The sequence below is a fragment of the Flavobacterium sp. HJ-32-4 genome (assembly GCF_022532105.1).
GTDB lineage: Bacteria > Bacteroidota > Bacteroidia > Flavobacteriales > Flavobacteriaceae > Flavobacterium.
Genome location: NZ_CP092832.1, coordinates 894,520 through 916,547, shown reverse-complemented (window position 1 = coordinate 916,547; position 22,028 = coordinate 894,520). Strand labels below are relative to the sequence as shown.

The window sequence follows — 22,028 nt, the reverse complement described above, 5'->3', positions numbered from 1 at the left end:
CACGTTAGAAGATGAAACGACTGGTGGTTTTTTTCCTGTTTTTGTCGGTCTTTGCCTCAGCGCAGGGCGCGTTCGAACGCGGCAATGCCTACTACCAAAAAGGCGATTATGCCGCCGCTGCCGACACCTATGAGCGGATCCTGCGGGGCGGGAAGCACTCGGCTGAACTCTATTACAACCTGGGCAATGCCTATTACAAACAACACAAAGTAGCACTTTCCATCTATAACTTCGAGAAAGCGTTATTACTGGCGCCTCATGACAAAGACATCAAGGGCAACCTGGAATTTGCGCGAAAATTGGCCATCGACGATGTGCGCGAAAAACCAAAGGTAGGGTTCGAGAAAATCACCACTGACCTGGCCGGACTTTACCACTACGAAAGCTGGGCCTGGATTGCCGTAGTGGCAGCGTTTGTGTTTGCCGGGTTTTTCGTGGGTTATTACCTTGCTTCCACGCCGCTTCGGAAACGTCTTTTCTTCTCAGGCATGCTGGCGTCTTTGTTGCTTTTGCTGGTTGCCTGTTTCTCGGCGTATTTCGGTCGTGATGTATATCGGCGCGACCGCCCTGCCATCGTCTTTGCGGAAGTAGTGTCAGCGAAAGCGGAACCCAAACAAGAGGCCCCCGACGCGTTCGTTTTGCATGAAGGTGCGAAAGTGCGGGTTTTGGAAACCCTTGACCGCTGGCGTAAAGTGCAACTCCCGGACGATACGGAGGGTTGGATTCCGGCGACGGCGATACGGGAGATAAAATAAACACCCTCAGGTGTTAAAAGCCTATTATTTTCAATTAAGTCCGTCGCCATGAAGGTGCTTTTGCTATTTTTGCAAAAACCTTTGAAAAGAGATGGCCAAGTTGCTTCGCTTCGTATTCCTGTCGGTAATCGCCACCTGCCTGTTTTCGTGTGATGAAACCGTCAGCAGCAGCAACAACAATCCGATCGATCCACCGCCTCCAACCGGGGCGTTCCATCTTTCCAAAATAAAGGAAAGCCAATTCTCCGAAACCGACACCGTCGAACTTGAAACTAGCTTCGTATACCGTGTGGGGCGTCTTGCGGAGGTTGCCACGGGAGAATACACCATCAAGTTCCATTACGCAAACGACACCAAAGTGACCTCTGCCGATTATATGGTGGGTGAAGAACTCCAGTTTACCGCCCTGTTCCATTACAACGACGACGGGCAATTGGTGCAGATCGTTTCTTACGACAATGATAACCCGGCGAAATCAGAGTTTACCTACACTGACGACGTGCTCACCAAAATCGAATACAAGACACTGGTCGAAAACGGCTGGAAGACGCAAATTTCATCAATGCTGACGTATGCAGGCGACAATATTGCAGAACGCACTGACACCGCCTTTGTCGGTACTGACGTCTTAGTTGGCAAAACCGTCTATGGTTTCGATGATGACGCGAATCCGTATCGTTTCCTCAATCCGAACCTTCAGAAGTTTTTCATGCAGTTCGATATGACGAACCCGTTGAACTTCAATAATGTTACGTCAGAAGACCTCTTCTACCCTATTGAAAGTCCGGAAGCAACGGAGAAATATACCTACGCCATCACCACAGATGCCTTAGGCCGCGCCACGAAAATCCGCAAGAAAAACGTGACGGACGATTACGTTGAAACCGAACGGAATTTCGAGTACATCGAAAACTAATGTCGCGCGACGAACAACTGAAACAGCGATGGGAAACCGTCGTACAGAAACTATCGGCCCAGTTTGCCGATGGCGAACCCCTCGATCTTGACGGCATTATTTACCTCATCGGCCTGCAGGAACTCGGCCAATTGCACCGCGAGTTCAAAAAAGACGAAAAGGTCAACCTCATGCACATCGCCATCTGTCGGTTACTCGAGCCCTACGGCTATTACGAATTCGACTTCTTCGACCGCGATGGCTGGCCGCACTACAAAATCAAAGAAGAACTACCGCCGCTGCGCGCCGGCGAGCAGGCCGTTTTAATGAAAGAAGCCATTGTGCAGTATTTCCTGGAACGGGAGTATATTTCCTAATCAGCCCGACGCGACCGTAAAATAAGACCTACAAGGTTTTGGAAACCTAGCAGGTACAACACTTCCGGACTTTCGGACTTCCGGTCTTCCGATCTTCCGATCTTCCCAACTTCCGATCTCCCCATCTTCCGAACTTCTCCGTTCTTTTCCCTAAATTTGCACTCTCAATCGCCCAAGATGATCGACAAGATTAAAGAATACATCGCAGAAGCACAGTCGTTCTCCACCCAAAAGAAAGACGAGTTGGAGGCCTTCCGTATCAAATTCCTCGGAAGCAAAGGCATTCTGAAAGACCTTTTCAATGAATTCCGGAACATCCCGAACGACCAGAAAAAAGACTTCGGACAGGTCATCAATACCCTGAAAAATGCCGCAGAGGAAAAACTGAAGGAACTGCAGGAAGCCCTCGAAAGCAAAGAAGAGGCGAAAGGCATCTATGGCGACCTCACCCGTCCGGGCGAGCCCGTGGCCATCGGCTCCCGCCATCCGATTTCGCTGGTCAAAAACCAAATCATCGATGTCTTTTCGAATATCGGCTTCAACGTCTCAGAAGGACCTGAAATCGAAGACGACTGGCACAACTTCACCGCGCTCAACCTGCCGGAATACCACCCGGCGCGCGACATGCAGGATACGTTCTTCATCCAGACCAATCCCGACGTGTTGCTGCGCACGCACACCTCATCGGTGCAGGTCCGTTACATGGAGGCCCACAAACCACCGATCCGCACCATCAGTCCGGGTCGCGTGTTCCGCAACGAAGCCATCTCCAGCCGTTCGCACTGCATTTTCCACCAGGTCGAAGGACTTTACATAGACAAAGATGTGTCGTTCGCCGACCTCAAGCAAACACTGCTCTATTTCACAAAAGAAATGTTCGGCAAGTCGAAGATCCGCCTGCGCCCGTCGTACTTCCCGTTCACCGAGCCGAGTGCGGAAGTGGATATTTATTGGGGACTCAAGACCGAAACCGACTACCGCATCACCAAAGGAACCGGCTGGCTCGAAATCATGGGCTGCGGCATGGTCGATCCGAACGTACTGAAAAACTGCGGCATCAACCCCGACGAATACACCGGTTTCGCCTTCGGCATGGGCATCGAACGCATCGCGATGCTGCTCTACCAAATCGGAGACATCCGGATGTTCTATGAAAACGATGTCCGTTTCCTCGAGCAGTTCAAGGCGGGAATTTAGGTTGTAGGAAGCTGATCCGGCTGTCCGCTATAGCCCTTCGTCGATCAGGCGGTGTGGCGTCGGTTGCCAAACGCTTCCGCTGGTCGCGCCCGGCATCCGGCCCCACCAGCCTTCCGTCATCAGGGGCTGCCGCTTCCATCCGGGCTAGGCGAAATCCTTCCCATCACTAGTTCCTCTTCCGAACGATAGAACTCCCATAACCGCTACTAAAAGACCTACAAGGTTTTGGAAACCTTGTAGGTAGAACTTCCAAAACAGGTCTTCCGAACTCCCGAACTTCCCAACTTCCGAACTTACTATGCAAAAAGACATCACCATCCCCGAAGTTAAAAACGTCTTCATGGCCGCCCTACCGGAATGGAGCGACGATTTCATGGACAAAGTCTGGAACGTCTACCTCATCAACGACTCTGACGACGACCTCCACGACATCATGGTCGTCTCAAAGGCGTTCGGCACTATTGCCGGTGAGATGCGCAAGACCTCGATGTTGCGCCATGCGCTGGTGGAGATGCCGGCGGTATCGGCCGTCAAGATCGAAATGATTGAAAAAAGCGTACTCGCATTGAACAACGAGTTCATGCTGACGTATTTCATTGGTAATATACTTTACGATAAAAAGTACATTTTCAAAGCAAACTTTTCTGAAAAACCGCTTATGCAACAGGTCCCTGTACTGTTGAAGGAGGGGGTAATCGCCTAATAGTCCCGGCGCATCCCTTTTCCTAAATCAGTGCGTTTTTTTGTAACTTTACAAAAATCAGGAATCTATCGTCAGCTTATGCGAGTCTTATTTGCGTTATTGCTATCGTTTATCATCTTCCCAACATCCGCGCAGGTTACCTTTGACACGACATTTGGCACAAATGGCATTGCCGCCAGCACCAACATTTCCCAGGATCCGCTGCGCCTTTTCTATGAAAATGATCACTATTATGTGGCCCTCGAAACCAACGGAGTATGTAGCCGCAACTTCGACGGATCCGTAAACACCGCGTTCGGATCGGGTGGAACATACTACTTCAACTCAACAGGGCAAAACGACTACGTTAAGTACGCTAAACTACATAACGGCTTCCTGTATTTGTTCGGGGCGACGAAAATTGGCACATCTACACAGGAAAAAGCTTTTGTTGTGAAGATTTCATTGGCTGGCGTTCCGGACCCTACGTTTGGCACGAATGGAAAAGCAAATCTCGACTTCGGATATACGGATGAGGGTATCAAAGACCTGTTGATAACAGATACGGGTGAGTTGTATGGCGCGGGATATAGTAACAAAACTATGCTTGTTTGCAAAATCACTCCGTCGGGTACACTCGATACGTCTTTCAATTCGACCGGTTACCGGACGTATCCCCTGAATAACCCCGAAACATCTTCTGCGGCCAGTATATTTCTCCAGGGGGGAGAGCTTCTGATAATGGGCGCATCCGTTTTTGGTCCGAATATAGTAGGGGGTGTGAAGTATGCCGTGCTACTAAAAACAGATTTAGCTGGAAACCCAATCTCTTCTTATGGTAGCAACGGAAAGAAACTATTCGAGTTGGCACCTTCATCAATGTTGTGTAGCCGGACGGTAAAACGTGGCGTTATCGGCGACGATGGCAACTACTACCTATATTTCACGCAGGGATGCCAGGGTTTTGCAGGGGCATATATTGCAAAATACAATCCCTCAACCGACGTTTTCGTCACCCAGTTCTTATCTTCAGTTCCTGATCAATATTGCGACTATTCTATAGATAGTTCTGGGAAAACGTTCTTAACCGGTATGTACTCGTGTAGCACGTGGTCTGGATCGACTATCTGCAGCCGGAAGGCAACTCTGTTGAAAAAAAACGCCGACGGAACACCCGACCTCACTTTTAACGGAACGGGAAACTTTACCTACGCTGTGCCGCCCGTCGTAAACAACGAAGACTACACCATGGCCTATTATCGCCATGCAGACGGAAGAGTCGTCACAGCCGGACGAACCAATAACCAATACTCAGCATTTGGATTTGCGTTTGCAATGATGCGCCTTTACGACAATCCTACCACACCCTCCCTTGACGTAGCGGATATTTCCAAAAATGATGGATTTAAGCTGTTCCCGAATCCGGTTGGCAGTGAACTTTTTATACAAAACCAGAACCAGCTCCTAGTTACAGGTATATCGATTCAAGATGTGTATGGAAATTTGGTGTACGTAAAAAAAGGACCTGTTTCGCCAATTGAAGTATCTAATTTATCGGCAGGACTTTATTTTTTGACTATCAGCACCGAGGACAAGGATGTTACCTTGAAGGTTCTTAAAAAATAGTTTCTCTTACCATTAATCACCTTCACGATATCATGGTCGTATCGAAAGACTTCGGAACCATCGCCGGTGAGATGCGCAAAACCTCAATGTTACGTCATGCGCTTGTGGAGATGCCCGCTGTTTCGGCCGTCAAGATCGAAATGATTGAAAAAAGCGTACTCGCATTGAACAACGAGTTCATGCTGACGTATTTCATCGGCAGCACGCTCTACGATAAACAGTATATCTTCAGGGCTAATTCGCTCTCTGAAGACGCGATGGAGGAAGTTCCGATTTTATTCAAAGAAGGCGTGATCGTTCGCTAAAACGCCTTTTTGTCGCTTCCTTCCCAGGCTTTGTAGACATAAAATGCCAGTAGCACTGCCACGATAGCAAACGGCACCACGTAGCCGTCTATCGGCGCACCGGGGTCACCCCCTGTAGGAAAGCCAGGGTCCTCCTCGTCCTGTGCCCACATGGGGGCCGACGCCATCAGCAAGGCAACGAGCCATTGAACTTTACAAACTGTCTTCATCGGTAAAATGCTACTGTATTTGGATTTTCTTGGTGCACACAAGGCTTCCTTGCGTGATGGTAATCAGGTAAAGTCCGGAAGGCACGTGCGAAACAGGAAGTACGGTTGTCTCCTTTTCTAAAACCCCTTTTTGCACATACTGCCCTAACAGGTTGGTTATTACATATTGCGCGGGCGTGGCATCCTCTAGTACAATCTGGAGCCTGCCGTCCGTAACCGGGTTGGGGAACACACGGATCTCGCGGGCGGGCGGTAATGCAACACCCAATGCGGTGGGGTACACAATTCGAAACCTAAGATCCGGGTTCGCCGAAGTGGCGGTTACGCCAGTGAACGGAACCGTCAAGGGGGCGCCATCGGTCGGAATAGGCGTTACGGTTCCGGCCAACGTATCTTCAAGGGCGGGCTGAAGGCCGCTGTTGGTGTAGTTTTCCACTATCACCTCCAGTTGGTAAGCACCTGCTGTAGTACCTGTCATCCGGATTTGTTGTGTATCCCCCAACTCCGGCAGTCCACGGTACTCGATTGCCAGGTTTGTGGTGCCGTTGCGGAACATCAGGCTTTCATTGAAATTCGAAATCTTATTGGTATCCGCTTCGTCAAGGGCGTTGTTCCCGGAGGCTTGATTGACAGCCAATATTCCGTCGGCCAGTTTCCAACCCGATTCGTCGGGTTTGTACAGCAGGATCCGAATCTTATCGGCGTCTTCCGTCATCACACCCGAACCGTTACGTTCAAACCAATTTGTGCTACTACCGGACACCTTTTGGCTTTCCTGTAGTGTAAAGGCCGTACCGGAGGCAGAGCGCACGAAAAAGCCTTGTCCGCTTTGGATGTTTCTGGCGTTCCCAACAGGCGCAACAGGCGTCCAGTTCGTGCCGTCATAGGTTACGTAGCCGCCCAGCGATCCTAGCGAAGGATCCAACATCCAGAACTTGAAATTCGGATTCGAGGCAGCCAGCGCTACCGGGTCAATGGCACTGGCATACGGGTTAGCCATTACCTGGAAAACACCGGTGGAAAGTCCGCTGTAGTTCACCGCACCCGTCACTAACTCCCCTTTTGGCTTCAGCGTGGTCGCCGTTGCACCCGCCCCGATGTTCGCGCTCCCCTGGGGGCCGGTCACAAACACGAGGAAGGGTTTGGTGTCAGCGGCGGCGGCCCCGTATAGGCTTTCGGTCGTCAGGTTTGGAATCGCCTGCCAGCCCGCCGCGTATCTCCAGATGTTCGGCGCGTTCCCTCCGGTTGTATAGCCTGTCATGGTTTGCGAGTTGTAAGTCGCCGGACTGAAAAGCAAGAGCCCCTCGGTGGGCACTCCCTGCCAGTTGGCCGCAATGCCATTGTTAGACGTTCCTTTCAACGGGGCCGACAGTATCCGCCAGGCGCGCTTTGCCGGGATGTAGCGTTCGATGGTGACATTGGTGGCGCCCAACAGGCTTCCCGTAACCTGACCTATCGACGCGGTTCCGGTTGCATCCGACTTGAGCGTCACATCTTTTCCATTGAAATTGACAGTTCCGGCTACGGTCAACACTCCGGTGGGGCCAACGGTGAGCGCACCGGTTCCGCTGATGGTCAGGCTTTTGTTGGCTGCAACGGTGAGCGCCGTATTCAATACCGGATTTCCGGAGGCGACCAATATGTCGACTGTACCGTCGGGCACCTGATTGGGCGACCAGTTCGTAGCGATAGCCCAGTCATTGTTTGTGGCTCCCGTCCAGGTCAGGAGCGGATTGGTGGTAAGGTTGGTGGCATTTGAATAGCCACCCTGCCCGGTAACACTTGTTTTATCGGCCCGCACGCGGTAATAATAGGTCGTACTGCCGGCCAATCCGGTAACGGCCTGTGAGGTGCCGTTCACGACGAGCGCATTATAGCCCGGCACAAAACTGGCGAACGTAGAAGAGGTCGATACGTCTAAAAGATAATTCGTAACCGTGCCCACCGTGGGCGCTGTCCAGTTCACGGTGAAGCCGGTGGAACCGATAGCCGTGGCGGCGGTGGTAGTCGGAATCACCATCGCGTAGCTTTCCAGCCAGTTGCTTGTATTCCCCGAAAGGGCAAAATTCGTCAGTGTGCCGGCGTTGTTGTTCGACGTTTGGTCTACGAGTGTAGATAGGCCAGTATTGGTTCCGGCAGGCGATCCGCTGTTAAAGGAGTAGTAAGCCACCAGGCCGGTGCTGGACGGACTGATGGTGGTGTACATACCGGCCTGAATCTGTGCCTGCGTACGGGCCACGTTCCAGACACGCACTTCGTCGAGACTGCCATCGAAAAAACTGTTCAACAGGGCCGCAGATGAGATCGTAAGCCCGACCCGGAAGTTAGCCGCATTCGGTACGTTATGCCCGGTTGGGGTATCCGACGCGACCAACGCGCCGTTCAGGTAAATTCTGCGGGTGGTGCCATCAAAAGAGCAGGCCACATGGCTCCACCTTCCTACCAGGTTACCGACCGATACACTGAGGTCATTGGCCCACCAATAATTGGCCAGGCTCCCGTTCTGGTATTTGAAGGCATTGGCCTGGTTGGTCGTGCCATAATTACCCCATCCGATGATGCCATTGCCGTTGCCGTTTGAGTTAAGGGTTCGTGGCAGCATCCAGGCCTCCATCGTGTAGGTCGCATTGGCAATCGGTATGGCCGTCGGTGATGAAACGGCGACAAAATCATTCACGCCGTCAAAGCCCAATGCGTTGCCGGGTGCGGTCGGCAGCGTAGATGCGGCAATCGTGTTCGAATAAGCGCCTTGCCCCGACAGCGTATTCTTATCGGCGCGAACGCGGTAGTAATATGTGGTGTTGCCGGACAATCCCGTAACGGCATAAGATGTGCCGCTTACGCTCAGCCCATTATAGCCGGAAACAAAAGACGTAAAGGCCGAAGACGTGGAGACATCAAGCAGGTAATTCGTAACCAGGCCAACGGCGGGGGCGGTCCAGTTTGCGGTAAAGCCGACGCCGGTATTCGCCGTCGAAGCGGTGGCCGTAGGAACTGCCATTGCATAGCTCTCAACCCAATTACTGCCAGTACCCGTAAGGGCGAAATTGGTAAGGATGCCGTTATTGGCGCCGGTAAAGTCATTGGCAACAAAGTAGAGGGAATTGTTGGCGCCCACCGTTCCATTGTCGAGTTTGTAATAGGCCACCAAACCGGTTTGGGTGCCACAACTCAGGATGTTTTTATTGTTCGACGTAATATCGCTGAGCGAACGCGCGGCTGCCCACAGCCGTACCTCATCGATAGAGCCGGAGAAATAGCGGGGAGCGGCAAGATAATCGACACCAATCGTCAACGCGTCGGTGTTGGCGGCTGTAGTGAGCGCGGTGCCCGTCATGGTTACCGCGATGCCGTTGACATACAGCGTTCGGGTCGTACCACTTTTCACGGCCGCAATATGGTACCACCTTCCGGCTTCAAGCACTCCGGCGGCCGTTTCGAGCCCGTCGAAATTGATTCCCGTAAAGGGCGCCGTTCCGGACAGTCTGAGGGTATAGCCTGCCGATCCGTTTACCTGATTTTTACTGACGATACCGGCCAAGGCGGAAAAAGCGGTGGGTCGAATCCAGGCTTCGATCGTGTAGTTGGTGGTAAGGTCAAGTGAGTTGGCATCGGGAACGGAAACATAATCGTTTGCACCGTCAAAATTCAGCGCGTTGCCCGGCGCCGTCCGGATGTTCGTTTTGCCCAGGCTGCTGGTGTAGATCTGGCTGAGGTTCGTCGTGGTGTTGAAACGGGAAGCGATGAAGACATCTGGCCGTCCATCGGCATTGAAATCGGCCAGAAAAGAACCGTGCGGACCGTGGACGGCCACGTTGGTGCGTTCGACCAGCGCGCATCCGTTGTTGATCAAGAGGCTGGTAGTACCACCCGTTCCGTTGCTAATCAATGCGTCCAGATAGCCATCGCCATTTACATCCCCATAATCAATCGAACCACCCATTACGGGCGCCGTGTAGGAAAGCGAACCGAAAGTGCCGCTGCCATTGTTGAGGAAGACGCGCATCCCCACACCATTATAGGTCGACCAGGTTAGCAGGTCGAGGTCGCCGTCTTTGTCCCAGTCGTTTAGCTTCACAACCGCTGAATACGTCCCGGCGAAGGTTCCGGCCGTGAAGACCCCGTCGTTATTCTTAAAAACCTCCGTGCCGTTTGCGCTTGCCCCTAAGAGAATGTCATTATCGCCATCGTTGTCAATATCGCCCACGTCGATAGCGCTGTTGCCATTTGTAGCCGAAAATCCATAGGTATAGGTAAAGGCCGGGGCGCCCGTTGTTCCTGAATTCAGCCAAACTTCATTCCGGGCCGTCGCACCGGTGGCGTTATTGCCCCATACCACATCTCTCTTGCCGTCGCCGTTGAAGTCGATGAGCTTGATGGCCCCAATGCCGCCGCCTGCATTCTGTTTCAGCGTCACGCCTGACAACTGCGAAAAACTACCTGAACCGTTGTTGACCCACACCTTCCCATTGTAGTCGACGAGGTCTACGTCACTGTCATTATCCATATCAGCCACCTCGATGGGCATATTGGTCACTGCGACCAACGTGGTAAAGGTGTTGGCGAACAGGCCGGTCCCGTCGTTTTTGTACAGTCGGTAATTGGTACCATCCGAGTAAAAGGCAATATCGACATCCCCGTCGTTATCGAAATCGGCAAAGCGTGGCGAACGGGTAAAGTCGCTTGTGGTTCCAATGGTGGAAGTACCGGTAAACGTATTGGTTTGCGCGGTCGCCGAAGACACGAGCATTGCAAAGAGGAAAAGGAATCGCGGCAAGCCCGTCCCCAGTCCGCAAAAAGATAGTAACTGTGACGCCATAGTTTTTGCAATCGTTTAAGTGCCAAAAGTAGATTGCAGCTTGGCCTCGTGTCGTGTGAATGTTGCGAACGACGGTTTTTTGTAGGTGAACGGCTATAAGTCGAAACGGCGTCCCCGGGCAACCGGGATTTTTTCATCGTGTACGACCACATACTGGGCCGATTTCTGGCTGATGTGCGCCTTATTGACGATATATGAGCGGTGTACTTTCAGGAAATTGGGGTCGTCAAGTTCCTGCAGGAATGCGTCGAGCGACTTTCGAAGGGTGTATTTGCGATGGGCGGTCACCACGTCGATGTAGATATCGTCGCTTTTGACGTAGAGGATGCCCGCCACCTCCAGGCGTATGTCATCGTGCCCGTCCCGAACAATCACATATTCACGTCCTTTCCGGGCGGAAAGTATATGCATTGTAGCGATAAGATCCGCTTTTTTGATGGGTTTGGTAAGATAGCCCTCGGGATGGGTACTGATGGCCTTTTGAATCGTATGCGAATCCTGCTGGGCAGTGACGTACACCAGGGACGAATCGGCCGGTCGGTGTGCTGCCAGTTCGATTCCTGTATTGGGACCTTCGATATTGATGTCCATCAGGATGATATCCGGGCGGAAGGACCCGAACAACCGCAGGGCGTCGGCGCAGTTATGTGCCAACTCGATTCGTTCGTACCCTTCCTCTTGCAAGAGTTCGCAGATGTAGTCGGCAATCAACACCTCATCTTCCACAATCAATACCCGTACGCGGTCTTTCATATCTTATCCGTGTTGAAGTCAAGGCGGAACCCGTCAGTAGTGTCGATGTTGGGTGTTACCTGAATCTGTCGGCACAATTTCAGCACCAGTTTGGGTTTGACTTCCGTTCCTTTACTTTGTTGTCCGTTGTCAAAATACGAAAAATGGAATGTGCGATCCTCTGTGTAACACCGAAGTTGGATTGTTCTATCCACCTGTTCGCCAAAGGCATACTTCAGCGAATTGATGAGTAACTCGGTCAGGATGAGTCCGAGGTACATCGCCTTATCGGTATCCACCCATCGCTCTTCGATCTCGAACGAAACCGTCACCTGATGGCTATTGAACAACTCCGAAAAATTGACGTTAATCTCTTCGAGATAGGAAGACAGCGCAATGTGCCGTTTATCGGTTGAGCGGTACAAATGCCGGTGCAGGTACGCGATCGACTCGATTTTGGGGAGGATGCGGATTTGTGCCGCCTGGTCGTCTGAGAGGTTCTTCAACTCATCGGAAAGCAACACGATGATCAACTGTAGGTTGTTGTTAATGCGATGGTTGGCTTCTCCGAGCAGGAATTCGTTTTCCGCTGAAAGCCGTTTCAGTCGTTTGTTTGTCTTGCGTGATTTCCGATAGAAATACACCAGCGTGATGGTGGCGACCGAAGTGAGTGCCAGGATGACGAGGCTGTAGCCGTAATGGCGATTGTTGTTTTGGATTTCAATGTTCTTGATGCGGAGTTCGTTCTCCTTCTTTTCCACATTGTATTTCTTGTCTGCCTCTGAAATCTTCGATGCCATCGCCCGGTCTTTCAGCTGATTGCTTTTGATAAACGCCTGCATCAGGTGATCATAGGCCTGCTGCATGTCGCCCTTTTTTTTATACGGCGTCACCAGGTTGAATTCGAACTGGTACTGGTAATAATCGCTGTGCAGTCGCCGGGCAATCTCAAGCCCGCGGTCGTAACTGCTGATTTCCCGGTCATACTGTTTGAGGTGGTCGTAGGTCCTTCCCAAATTGATCAGGATGTCCATTTGGGGCGCCAGCAACTGATAATCCTCCGCTTTCTTCAGTGCGGCTTTGTAATCTTCCACATACAGCTCGGGTCGGTCTTTGGCAAACTCGAACTCCTTAAGGGCCCCAATTTCATTGTAGCTATACACCACAATTTCCTTGTTTTTAATCTGTCGCTCAAGATGCACAACGCGTTCCGACAACTCAAGTGCCTTGACTTTACTTCCGAACATGTTTTCGATTGCCGCCCTCCTGTTATAGTAAAAAGCGAGGATGTCTTTCGGTGTTTTGTTGTTCACGTGGGCGGAAGCCAGTCCAATGTACTGCAACGACTCTTTGGAAAGTGTAAGCGAGCGAAAGACCTCGGCCAGTGCCGTGTTGACATACACCAGACTATCACGATCGCCGTAGGCCCGGTAGATTTTTTCGGCCTCACGCAAACAATAGAGTGCTTTGTCCAGTTTCTCCTGTTCTTTCAGCTTCCTGGCCTGGGCGACGTATTTTGACGCCTTACCGGCCTGTGTTGGAGTGGGGTTGGCAGCGACGGCAGGGGCCGATATCCCGAGCAGGAATGCAACCGTGAGGCAGCGGAAGAAAGGAGGGATATGCATCACAACCGCCACGTTTAGGCCTGCTAATCGAGTTTCTCCGTCAGTTTCTTAAACACTTTCCGCGCTTCCTTTCCATCGTACAAAACATCATACACCGCATCGATAATCGGGGTTTTGGCTTTGTATTTCTGGTTGAGTTTCCAGGCACTTTTTACGGCGTAGTAGCCTTCGGCCACCATGCTCATTTCCATCATGGCGCTTTGCACGGTATAGCCCTTTCCGATCATGTTGCCGAACATCCGGTTACGCGAAAACACCGAATAACCGGTGACCAACAAATCCCCCAGATAGGCCGAGTTGTTGATGTTCCGTTTCATCTTGTGCACTTTCCGGATGAACTTCTTCATCTCGCGGATGGCGTTGCTCATCAACACTGACTGGAAGTTGTCGCCGTAGCCGAGTCCGTGCGCCATACCGGCTGCAATGGCGTAAATATTTTTCAGCATCGCCGCATATTCAGTGCCTACGATATCGTCGGAAATCTTCGTATTGATATAATGGCTGGCCAACGCTTTTGCCATGACTTTCGCTTTCGACGCGTCGCCACAGGCAATCGTCAGATACGACAGGCGTTCGAGGGCGACCTCTTCGGCATGGCAGGGCCCGGTGATGACGCCAATATTCTGATACGGGATGTCATAAGTATTGTGGAAATGCTCGCCGACGATCAGGCTGGTCTCGGGCACGATGCCTTTGATAGCCGAAAACACGACCTTGTCTTCGAGCGACACGGTCAGCCGCGCCAACTCGGCACTTAAGAAAGCCGACGGAATGGCAAAGATCACATAATCGGCGTAGGCCACCGCTTCGTTGATATCGGCCGTCAAATGCAGCTTTTTGGTGTCGAATTCAACAGAACTCAGGTAGTTCGGATTGTGACGGTTTTCTTTCAGGTGGGCGATCGCGTCGACGTTGCGCATATACCAGGCAATTTCGTCCTGGTTGACGCAAAGCATTTTCGCGATGGCCGTTGCCCAGCTACCGCCACCGATTACGGCGAATTTCGGAGTATTACCCATGAAGCCTATTCGTTTTCAACTCCCAAAAATAGGGATTTTTCGCCCCCAGACCGGATATTTCGCACCGTTGCCACTTTTCCTTATTTATAATTTTAACGAAGTTTTGGCATTCGGCACGGCAATGCGGTTGCACCGACTGCGTTATCATAGTGCAAATGCCCCTCATCAGGCATAGTCGATTAAATTTGTTTTTGGTGTTTTGGAAAGGCGCTTCGATACCATCGGAGCGCTTTTTTAGTAAATGGGCGAGTCTGTACCAAACGTCGCGCTCAACTCCGATAAAGTAGATCCTTGTCGATATACTGCCACACTTTCTCGGGCAGCAAGGGACGGATGTTTTTGCCTTCCTTCAGTCCGTTTCGGATAAAGGTCGACGAGATCTCCACCACCGGCGCGTCTATGATCCGCACGCGGGGATGGTCGGCAAAGGCGATGGCATCCGTTTCAGACGAGACGCGGGGATAGACGTAGATGTCATGGTACTGGAGGATGTACCCATAATTCTTCCACTTCGCCAGCGAGCGGATATTGTCTTCCCCCATAATCAACGAAAATTCATGCTCCGGAAACTTCTCGCCCAGATGCACCAACGTGTTGACGGTGTAATTCGGCTGCGGTAACTTAAACTCGACATCCGACGGGCGCAGTTTGGGATAGTCTTCCGTGGCCAGCCGCACCATGTCGAGCCGTAGGAAATCGTCGAGTAAGGTCGCTTTCTGCTTGTGTGGGTTATGGGGCGTTACGACGAGCCACACCTGTTGCAGGTCAGTGAACTCGGCCATGTGGTTGGCAATGATCAGGTGTCCGGTGTGGATCGGATTGAACGTACCGAAATAGAGCCCGATCTTCATCGCTTATGACTTTAGGAAATCGGCCACCAATTGCCGCGCCTCTTCTTTGGCTACGTCAAGGTCGTAGTTTTTGATGACCTGGTCAAATTGCGGCGCGGTGGCCAATTCGACCGATGCTTTGGCGATACGCATGTTGATCTTGTCGTCTGACTCGGTCGAGCGCTTTTTGAGTCGGATCTTCAACTCGTCGATACTCGGTGGTTTTACGAAAACGGCCAGCGTCTTTTCCGGAAACTTTCGCTTGATCCGAAGTCCACCCGCCACATCGATATCGAAGATCACGTGTTTGCCTTCGGCCCATATCCGTTCGACCTCACTTTGCAAGGTTCCGTAGAAATTATCGCGGTACACTTCCTCCCATTCGAGGAAATCGCCGTGGCGGATGTGTTCTTTGAACTCCGAAAGCGAGATGAAGTAATAGTCTTTGCCGTGCTCCTCTGCCCCCCGCGGTTCGCGCGAGGTCGCCGAGATTGAAAAGCCGAGATTGAGTTCCGGGAGCCCGAGCAGGTACCGTACGATAGTAGTTTTGCCGGAGCCCGACGGCGCCGAAAAGACGATGAGTTTTCCTTCCATGTTGTGTTGTGGACGGATCAGAGTACGTTGAGTACCTGTTCCTTTATTTTTTCGAGCTCGTCTTTCATCAAAACGACGAGCTTCTGCATTTTCGAATGATTGGATTTGGATCCCATCGTGTTGATCTCGCGGCCCATTTCCTGCCCGATGAAACCCAGTTTGCGGCCGTTGGCTTCCTGCAGGTCGAGGGTTTCGAGAAAGTAATCGAGGTGGTTGCTCAGCCGTACCTTTTCTTCGGTGATGTCGAGTTTTTCGAGGTAATAGATGAGTTCCTGTTCGAAGCGGTTCTGGTCGATTTCGGCTTTCAACTCGGTCACCGCATTGTGGAGGCGTTCCTTGATGGCGGCAATCCGGTCGGGATCGATCTCGTAGGCCGCTTCCATGAAGGTTCGGATGTTGTCAATGCGAATACGGAATTCTTTGTCAAGCGACGCGCCTTCGTCACGACGGAACTGTTGGATGTTGTCGAGCGCTTCTTCGATGGCTTTTCGAATCTGCTTCCATTCCGTTTCGTCGACCTCCTCGCGATCGGTTTTCAAGGCGTCGGGCATACGAACCGCCATCTTCATCAATTCAGTGGCATCGGCATCCGGGATGACCTCGCGCATCTGCTCGATATAGGCCTTTACGATGGGGGCATTGATTTTGGAGGCCGTCTGTTCGATCGTGTTTTCCACATAGATGCAGAAATCAACCTTGCCACGCTCCAATCGCTGCGACACGATGTTCCGCAATTCGAGCTCCATCTCGCGGTAGGCCTGCGGCAGGCGCATGTTAAGGTCGAGGCCTTTGCTGTTGAGCGACTTAATCTCGACCGTGATTTTCTTTGCCTGCAACTGCACCGTGGCTTTGCCGAAGCCTGTCATCGATTGTACCATACGAAAAGGATTGCCGCAAATGTAGTAAAAACGATTCAACCGCGGTCGCCCGAGAGCGCTGCGACTACTGCATCGATGGTGGGGGCGGCATTACCGATATAAATCGTGTCGCCCAATACGAAAACAGGGCGGCTTAAGAAAGTGTAGTGCTCGAGTATCAGGCGGCGGTAGTCGTCTTCCGAAAGCGTCTGGTCTTTCAGTCCGCGCTCTTTATACAACTGCGCCTTCCGGCTGAACAGGGCTTCATAACTGCCCGACAGCCGTCGCATCTCATCGAGTTGTGCCGCTGTTATCGGTTCTTTTTTGATGTCCTGGAATACGAGTTTGGCCTGGGCCGGCAATCGTCCGATGATCTTCCGGCAGGTGTCGCAGGTGCTGAGAAAGTACATTTTGTCCATAATGCAAAGGAAATGCATTTGTGGGAAATCCCTACCTTTAGTTCCATGAAACACGTCCTTTCCCTCAACCGCAGCTCGCGCAACACCCTCCTGCAACTCGTAGGCGCCTATTCGATCGAACAGTTAAATCATATCCCGCCGGGCTTTTCCAATAACCTGGCGTGGAACTTCGGTCATATCATCGTGACGCAGCAGGGGTTGGTGTATGGGCTATCCGGACTTCCGCCGATGGTATCAAAAGAGCTGATTGACCGGTATAAGAAAGGCACCCGACCAGAGGGTTTTATTGGTGAGGACGAGATTCGCGAGATGAAGCGGCTGTTGTTTGCCACGCTCGACCAAACCGAACGCGATTATGCCGAGGGGCGTTTCGTACACTTCACAGAGTTCCCGATTGCAACGGTGGGGCACGTCCTGCAAAACGTCGACGATGCGCTGTTGTTCAATAACTATCATGAGGGCATCCATTTGGGTATGATGCTCCACCTCCGGAAGTTTATCTGATCAACAGGTACGGCTTCATTTCATCATAGGGAATCAGCACTTCCTTCGGCCCTTCTGCATACGAGGCGATTTCGTAGACATTATAGTAGAGAAGGAAACCTTTGTCGGTATAGATATAGGTTTGCGGCAGGACGAATTTGGAATGCTCGAACATGAATCCGGCGCTGTTTAGTGAGTCTTTTTCGGCGATGTGGAACGTCTCCCGGAATTTTTTTTCAGCGAAGGCCTTGAAGCCGGCTTTGTTCCGGAACAACTGTCGTTGTGAAATGGCCTTCCCGTTTTTAGGATTGAATAACAGCGAGGTCCGGCCGCTGTAGCCGTGTGCGCCCCCTTCATATATGTAATGGCGGAGTTCGATGTTTAACAGGCTGTCACTCTCATAGGCCACGCGCCCTTCTACTTTAGCCGACCAACCCGTCTCTTCCGGGTCGTCTTTCCGCAGTTCTTCGTACGACGCCATAAACCGCGATAGCAGTTCATTGAAATCAGACGCCTGATATGGTTGCTCACCGAAAACGATGATGTTGTTCCGGATGACGTTGAATATTCTCTTATTGATACTGTCTGCCACAACCGGAACACCCGCGGCAATTGGAAGGGTGACCGTCGCTTCCGGACATTCCTTCGTGCACGGCACATTACTTTTCTTCGAATACGTGGCCGACTCGAAGGTCAGCACTTCTTCTTTCTCACAGGCCGTCAAAAGCAGAAAAAACACAAGGGGAATACAAATACGTTTCATAGCGGTTTCGTGACACCCGAAGTTACGCATTTGCTTTTGCGTTCCGGCTGAAATTAAGGTAATTTTACAGCCACAAACTATAGTTACATGAAATTCGAAACGAAAACCATACACGGCGGCCAGCACCACGAACCGATGACCGGAGCCGTGATGCCTCCGGTGTTCCAGACGTCAACCTATGCGCAGGTGACGCCCGGCAAACCCGTAGGCGATTACGAATACAGCCGGGCGGCCAACCCCACACGTACGGCATTGGAAGACGCCTTGGCGAGCATCGAGAACGGCACGAAAGGACTGGCCTTTTCATCCGGACTGGCCGCTACCGATTGCCTGCTTCGCTCGCTGAAAGCCGGAGACGAAGTTATTGCGATGGACGACCTCTACGGCGGCACCTATCGCCTGTTTACCCGGATTTATAAAGACTCAGGAATCAAATTCCATTTCGTTGATATGAACGATATGGCGGCTTTTACGTCGCTGCTCAATGCTAACACCAAACTCGTTTGGGTCGAGACGCCGACCAACCCGTTGATGAAAGTCGCCGATATCCGTGCGATTGCCGACGTGTTGAAAGGTCGCAACATCCTGTTTGCGGTCGACAACACCTTTGCGACACCGGCCCTACAGCGCCCGCTTGACCTGGGTGCCGACATCGTGATGCACTCGGCTACGAAGTACCTGGGTGGCCACTCCGACGTGATAGCCGGTGCGTTGATCATCAAAGACGCGGCGTTGGCAGAACAATTGCATTTCCAGCAGTTTGCGACGGGCGCCACGCTGGGGCCCATGGATTCATACCTGGTGTTACGGGGCATCAAAACCCTTCACCTGCGTATGGAGCGGCATTGTGAGAACGGGGCGAAAGTGGCGGAGTACCTGTCGAAACATCCGAAAGTGAAAACGGTTTATTTCCCCGGACTCGAGAGCCATCCATACCATGCCATTGCCAAAAAACAGATGTCAGGATTTGGGGGAATGGTATCGTTTACCTTTGCCTCTGGCGCGAAAGCCGACGCTACCACCTTCCTTGAAAAACTGAAAGTGTTTACACTTGCGGAATCACTCGGCGGCGTAGAGTCGTTGGCGAACCATCCGGCCCTTATGACACATGCTTCCATACCCGAAGACAAACGAAAAGAAAACGGGATTACCGACGACCTGGTGCGGCTTAGTGTAGGCGTCGAACACATAGACGACCTCCTTGCCGACCTCGAACAGGCATTTGGATAAACTAAAAACCCCGGTATGTACCGGGGTTTCTTTTTATTTTTTAGTATCCGTTGGCGAAGTCGAGATAGTAAACATACCCGACATTGAACCAGACATTCCAGTCATTGGCACGGTTCTCCGGGTATTTATTCGGGTCTGGGTTCAACCCATCCACCCAGTTCGAGAAGTACGATTGCCAGCGTAGTTCTACCGTCATGTCTGCGAGAGGCGACACTTTGTAGCGCGCACCTACGCCCCAGACGATGGACCACGTATTTCCATCGTCGGTAGAAAACCCATTGGGCTTGCCGTCAGAGGGGTCAAGGTATTTGGGGATGGTTGTTTGCGGTATGCCGAGCGGCCCCAGTTCCGACCAGGTGTCAGGCGTAAAATAGCTGTAGTGGATCCCGAAACTCACATAAGGTGCAAGCGCTCCTATTGACACCTGATAGTCGCGGATGCTGAGCGGGAAATACTCGAGTTGTCCACCAATGTCAAACACCGTGGTCCGTCCCCTCATAGCACGCAACTTTTGTACGTCTGGTGATGTGGGATCTTTGTCGACCCATCGCCCAAAGTGCTGTAAATCGGTTTTGTTCCACGAAAGCTCCGTACGCCACTTGAAGTGGTCATTGACGTAGGTATGCGGCGCGTAACAGTTACATTCTGCCAAATACGAGAAGTTCATATAGTGGACAATTCCAATGCCAAAACCGGTGTTTCCGGCGTTGGTACTGAGATCGTTCCGTTCGCCATAATCCGACTGGAAGGCAACGGGTCCTGATATGATACCGATTTCGTGGGAAAACGGAAGTTGCGCGTGAAGGATGCAACATCCTGCAAAAAAGGCAACGATTGGGTATAAAGCCCTCTTAAACATAGGGTTTACGGGAGTTAGGGATGAGCAAATATATGAAACATCCTATACAACCGAAATAAAAATCCGTATTCGGCGCGTCTTTGTCCGTATTCGGTAAAGAAAGTGACAAAAGATGCATAATTTCGAAACACCTGACTATCGCGTCCTGAAAAAAATGCATTTTTGCAGACGGATTTAGGTTGGCGTAGCGGCGGAAACGCGCTTTCCTTTATATTTGTACCCGCAAACGAAAACGTTTTCTTAAAGGCGTTTTACTAAATAACTTAACATGTCTCAATCGATACAGGCTTTCGTCGACGCGGTTGCGAAACGGAATCCTAACGAACCCGAATTTCTCCAGGCCGTACACGAAGTGGCCGAGACCGTCATCCCTTTTATTGAACAAAACCCGCGCTACCAGGGCAAAATGTTGTTGGAGCGCATGGTCGAAGCCGAGCGTATTATTACGTTCCGTGTCGTTTGGACCGACGACGCAGGCAACATACAGGTAAACCGTGGTTACCGCATCCAGATGAACTCAGCGATCGGGCCGTATAAAGGCGGTCTGCGTTTCCATCCCTCGGTAAACCTCTCCATCCTCAAATTCCTTGCTTTCGAGCAGACGTTCAAAAACAGCCTTACGACATTGCCAATGGGCGGTGGTAAAGGTGGCTCTGACTTCGACCCAAAAGGAAAGTCAGACAATGAAGTGATGCGTTTCTGCCAGGCGTTCATGACCGAACTGGCCAAACACATTGGTGCTGATACGGACGTTCCGGCCGGTGACATTGGCGTAGGCGGACGTGAAGTGGGCTATATGTACGGACAATACAAGCGTCTTCGTAACGAGTTTACAGGCGTATTGACCGGAAAAGGCATCACCTTTGGCGGATCGCTTATCCGTCCGGAAGCGACCGGCTATGGCTGTGTGTATTTCGCAGAGAGTATGCTGGGCACAAAAGGACAGTCTTTTGAAGGAAAGATCGTGGCGGTTTCCGGCTCTGGTAACGTGGCCCAATATGCCGCTGAGAAGGCAACCCAACTGGGTGGAAAAGTAGTGACGATGTCAGACTCTTCCGGTTATATCTACGACGCGGATGGCATCGATGCCGACAAGCTGGCGCACGTGATGTATATCAAAAATGAGCTTCGCGGTCGTATCAGCGACTACGTGAAAAAATATCCGAATGCCCAATACGTAGACGGCAAACGTCCATGGGAAGTCAAGTGCGACGTGGCCCTGCCATGTGCGACACAGAACGAACTGAACGAAGACGAAGCCAAAGCGCTTGTGGCAAACGGTTGTATCTGCGTGGCAGAAGGTGCCAACATGCCTTCCACTCCGGAGGCCATCACCGTATTTGCCCATGCCAAGATCCTGTTTGCGCCGGGCAAGGCGTCGAACGCAGGTGGTGTAGCCACATCCGGACTTGAAATGTCCCAAAACTCGCTTCGTCTCAGCTGGACGCGTGAGGAAGTCGACGAGCGCCTGAAGCGCATCATGCTTGACATCCATGCATCGTGCGTGAAGTTTGGTGCTGACGGAAACGGCTACATTGACTACGTAAAAGGTGCCAACGTCGCCGGTTTCGTAAAAGTGGCCGAGGCGATGCTCGCACAGGGCGTTGTGTAACGAACCAATAAACCAAATTATAAATTGCGAGAATGCCTTCCTTCGGGGAGGCATTTTTATTTGGAAAGGACGGAAACGTGCCGAATACGTACCATCTCCTTTTCAGAGCTGTTGATTTCCCACACCAAACTTCCCTATTT

General features: G+C 51.6%; 19 protein-coding genes and 2 pseudogenes. 10 read left to right on the top strand and 11 right to left on the bottom strand.

From position 1 onward, the window contains the following. Positions 1–11 precede the first annotated feature (11 nt). From MKO97_RS03690 to MKO97_RS03660, 7 genes and pseudogenes are all read left to right on the top strand, one after another. Entirely contained in the window at positions 12–755 is a 744-nt protein-coding gene (locus tag MKO97_RS03690; protein ID WP_241104721.1) for a tetratricopeptide repeat protein, read from the top strand. 91 nt (positions 756–846) lie between these two features. Beyond that, positions 847–1,671, top strand: coding sequence for a hypothetical protein (locus MKO97_RS03685; protein WP_241104720.1), 825 nt, complete (start codon positions 847–849; stop codon positions 1,669–1,671). Continuing rightward, positions 1,671–2,027, top strand: a complete 357-nt coding sequence (locus tag MKO97_RS03680; protein WP_241104719.1) for a hypothetical protein — start codon at positions 1,671–1,673, stop codon at positions 2,025–2,027. Before MKO97_RS03685 ends, MKO97_RS03680 begins: the two co-directional genes overlap by 1 nt. A 177-nt stretch (positions 2,028–2,204) precedes the next feature. After that, entirely contained in the window at positions 2,205–3,224 is a 1,020-nt protein-coding gene (gene pheS / locus MKO97_RS03675) for a phenylalanine--tRNA ligase subunit alpha (RefSeq protein ID WP_241104718.1), read from the top strand. 298 nt (positions 3,225–3,522) lie between these two features. After that, positions 3,523–3,927 (top strand): hypothetical protein, encoded by a 405-nt coding sequence (locus MKO97_RS03670; RefSeq protein WP_241104717.1) that lies wholly within the window; start codon positions 3,523–3,525, stop codon positions 3,925–3,927. Between the two features lie 30 nt (positions 3,928–3,957). Then, on the top strand, positions 3,958–5,532 hold the full coding sequence (locus MKO97_RS03665; protein WP_241104716.1) for a T9SS type A sorting domain-containing protein: 1,575 nt from the start codon (positions 3,958–3,960) through the stop codon (positions 5,530–5,532). Positions 5,533–5,549: 17 nt separating this feature from the next. Further along, a pseudogene (locus MKO97_RS03660) lies at positions 5,550–5,837 on the top strand (hypothetical protein); the annotation flags it as partial. Here MKO97_RS03660 and MKO97_RS03655 read toward each other — a convergent pair. The 9 genes from MKO97_RS03655 to MKO97_RS03615 all read right to left on the bottom strand — a co-directional run bounded on the left by MKO97_RS03655 (position 5,834) and on the right by MKO97_RS03615 (position 16,941). Then, a complete protein-coding gene (locus MKO97_RS03655) occupies positions 5,834–6,046 on the bottom strand; it encodes a hypothetical protein (RefSeq protein ID WP_241104715.1) in 213 nt (70 codons plus the stop codon). The pseudogene MKO97_RS03660 and the gene MKO97_RS03655 sit on opposite strands and share 4 nt — an antisense overlap. Positions 6,047–6,056: 10 nt before the next feature. Beyond that, on the bottom strand, positions 6,057–10,865 hold the full coding sequence (locus MKO97_RS03650; protein WP_241104714.1) for a LamG-like jellyroll fold domain-containing protein: 4,809 nt from the start codon (positions 10,863–10,865) through the stop codon (positions 6,057–6,059). Between the two features lie 93 nt (positions 10,866–10,958). Further along, complete coding sequence (locus tag MKO97_RS03645) at positions 10,959–11,618, bottom strand: LytTR family DNA-binding domain-containing protein (RefSeq protein ID WP_241104713.1); 660 nt, start codon at positions 11,616–11,618, stop codon at positions 10,959–10,961. Then, the gene (locus MKO97_RS03640; protein ID WP_241104712.1) at positions 11,615–13,222 is read right to left on the bottom strand and encodes a sensor histidine kinase; all 1,608 of its coding nucleotides are present in this window, start codon (positions 13,220–13,222) and stop codon (positions 11,615–11,617) included. Before MKO97_RS03640 ends, MKO97_RS03645 begins: the two co-directional genes overlap by 4 nt. Positions 13,223–13,245: 23 nt before the next feature. Continuing rightward, entirely contained in the window at positions 13,246–14,241 is a 996-nt protein-coding gene (locus MKO97_RS03635; protein WP_241104711.1) for an NAD(P)H-dependent glycerol-3-phosphate dehydrogenase, read from the bottom strand. Positions 14,242–14,510: 269 nt separating this feature from the next. Then, complete coding sequence (gene nadD / locus MKO97_RS03630) at positions 14,511–15,092, bottom strand: nicotinate (nicotinamide) nucleotide adenylyltransferase (protein WP_241104710.1); 582 nt, start codon at positions 15,090–15,092, stop codon at positions 14,511–14,513. A gap of 3 nt (positions 15,093–15,095) precedes the next feature. After that, complete coding sequence (gene gmk, locus MKO97_RS03625) at positions 15,096–15,665, bottom strand: guanylate kinase (RefSeq protein WP_241104709.1); 570 nt, start codon at positions 15,663–15,665, stop codon at positions 15,096–15,098. Between the two features lie 17 nt (positions 15,666–15,682). Beyond that, positions 15,683–16,543: a YicC/YloC family endoribonuclease gene (locus MKO97_RS03620; protein ID WP_241104708.1), complete on the bottom strand. Its 861-nt coding sequence runs from the start codon at positions 16,541–16,543 to the stop codon at positions 15,683–15,685. Positions 16,544–16,578: 35 nt separating this feature from the next. Next, a complete protein-coding gene (locus MKO97_RS03615; protein ID WP_241104707.1) occupies positions 16,579–16,941 on the bottom strand; it encodes an arsenate reductase family protein in 363 nt (120 codons plus the stop codon). A gap of 45 nt (positions 16,942–16,986) precedes the next feature. Here MKO97_RS03615 and MKO97_RS03610 point away from each other — a divergent pair, with 45 nt between their 5' ends. Next, positions 16,987–17,445, top strand: coding sequence for a DinB family protein (locus MKO97_RS03610; protein ID WP_241104706.1), 459 nt, complete (start codon positions 16,987–16,989; stop codon positions 17,443–17,445). On the opposite strand, the gene MKO97_RS03605 is transcribed toward MKO97_RS03610, so the two are convergent. Beyond that, positions 17,438–18,187 (bottom strand): DUF3298 and DUF4163 domain-containing protein, encoded by a 750-nt coding sequence (locus MKO97_RS03605; RefSeq protein ID WP_241104705.1) that lies wholly within the window; start codon positions 18,185–18,187, stop codon positions 17,438–17,440. The two genes, MKO97_RS03610 and MKO97_RS03605, sit on opposite strands and share 8 nt — an antisense overlap. A gap of 84 nt (positions 18,188–18,271) precedes the next feature. Here MKO97_RS03605 and MKO97_RS03600 point away from each other — a divergent pair. Continuing rightward, a pseudogene (locus MKO97_RS03600) lies at positions 18,272–19,417 on the top strand (cystathionine gamma-synthase); the annotation flags it as partial. A 40-nt stretch (positions 19,418–19,457) separates the two neighbouring features. Here the strand turns inward: MKO97_RS03600 and MKO97_RS03595 are convergent. Then, a complete protein-coding gene (locus tag MKO97_RS03595; protein WP_241104703.1) occupies positions 19,458–20,276 on the bottom strand; it encodes an outer membrane beta-barrel protein in 819 nt (272 codons plus the stop codon). A 268-nt stretch (positions 20,277–20,544) separates the two neighbouring features. On the opposite strand from MKO97_RS03595, the gene gdhA reads away from it, so the two are divergent. Beyond that, complete coding sequence (gene gdhA / locus MKO97_RS03590; protein WP_241104702.1) at positions 20,545–21,888, top strand: NADP-specific glutamate dehydrogenase; 1,344 nt, start codon at positions 20,545–20,547, stop codon at positions 21,886–21,888. Positions 21,889–22,028 lie beyond the last annotated feature (140 nt).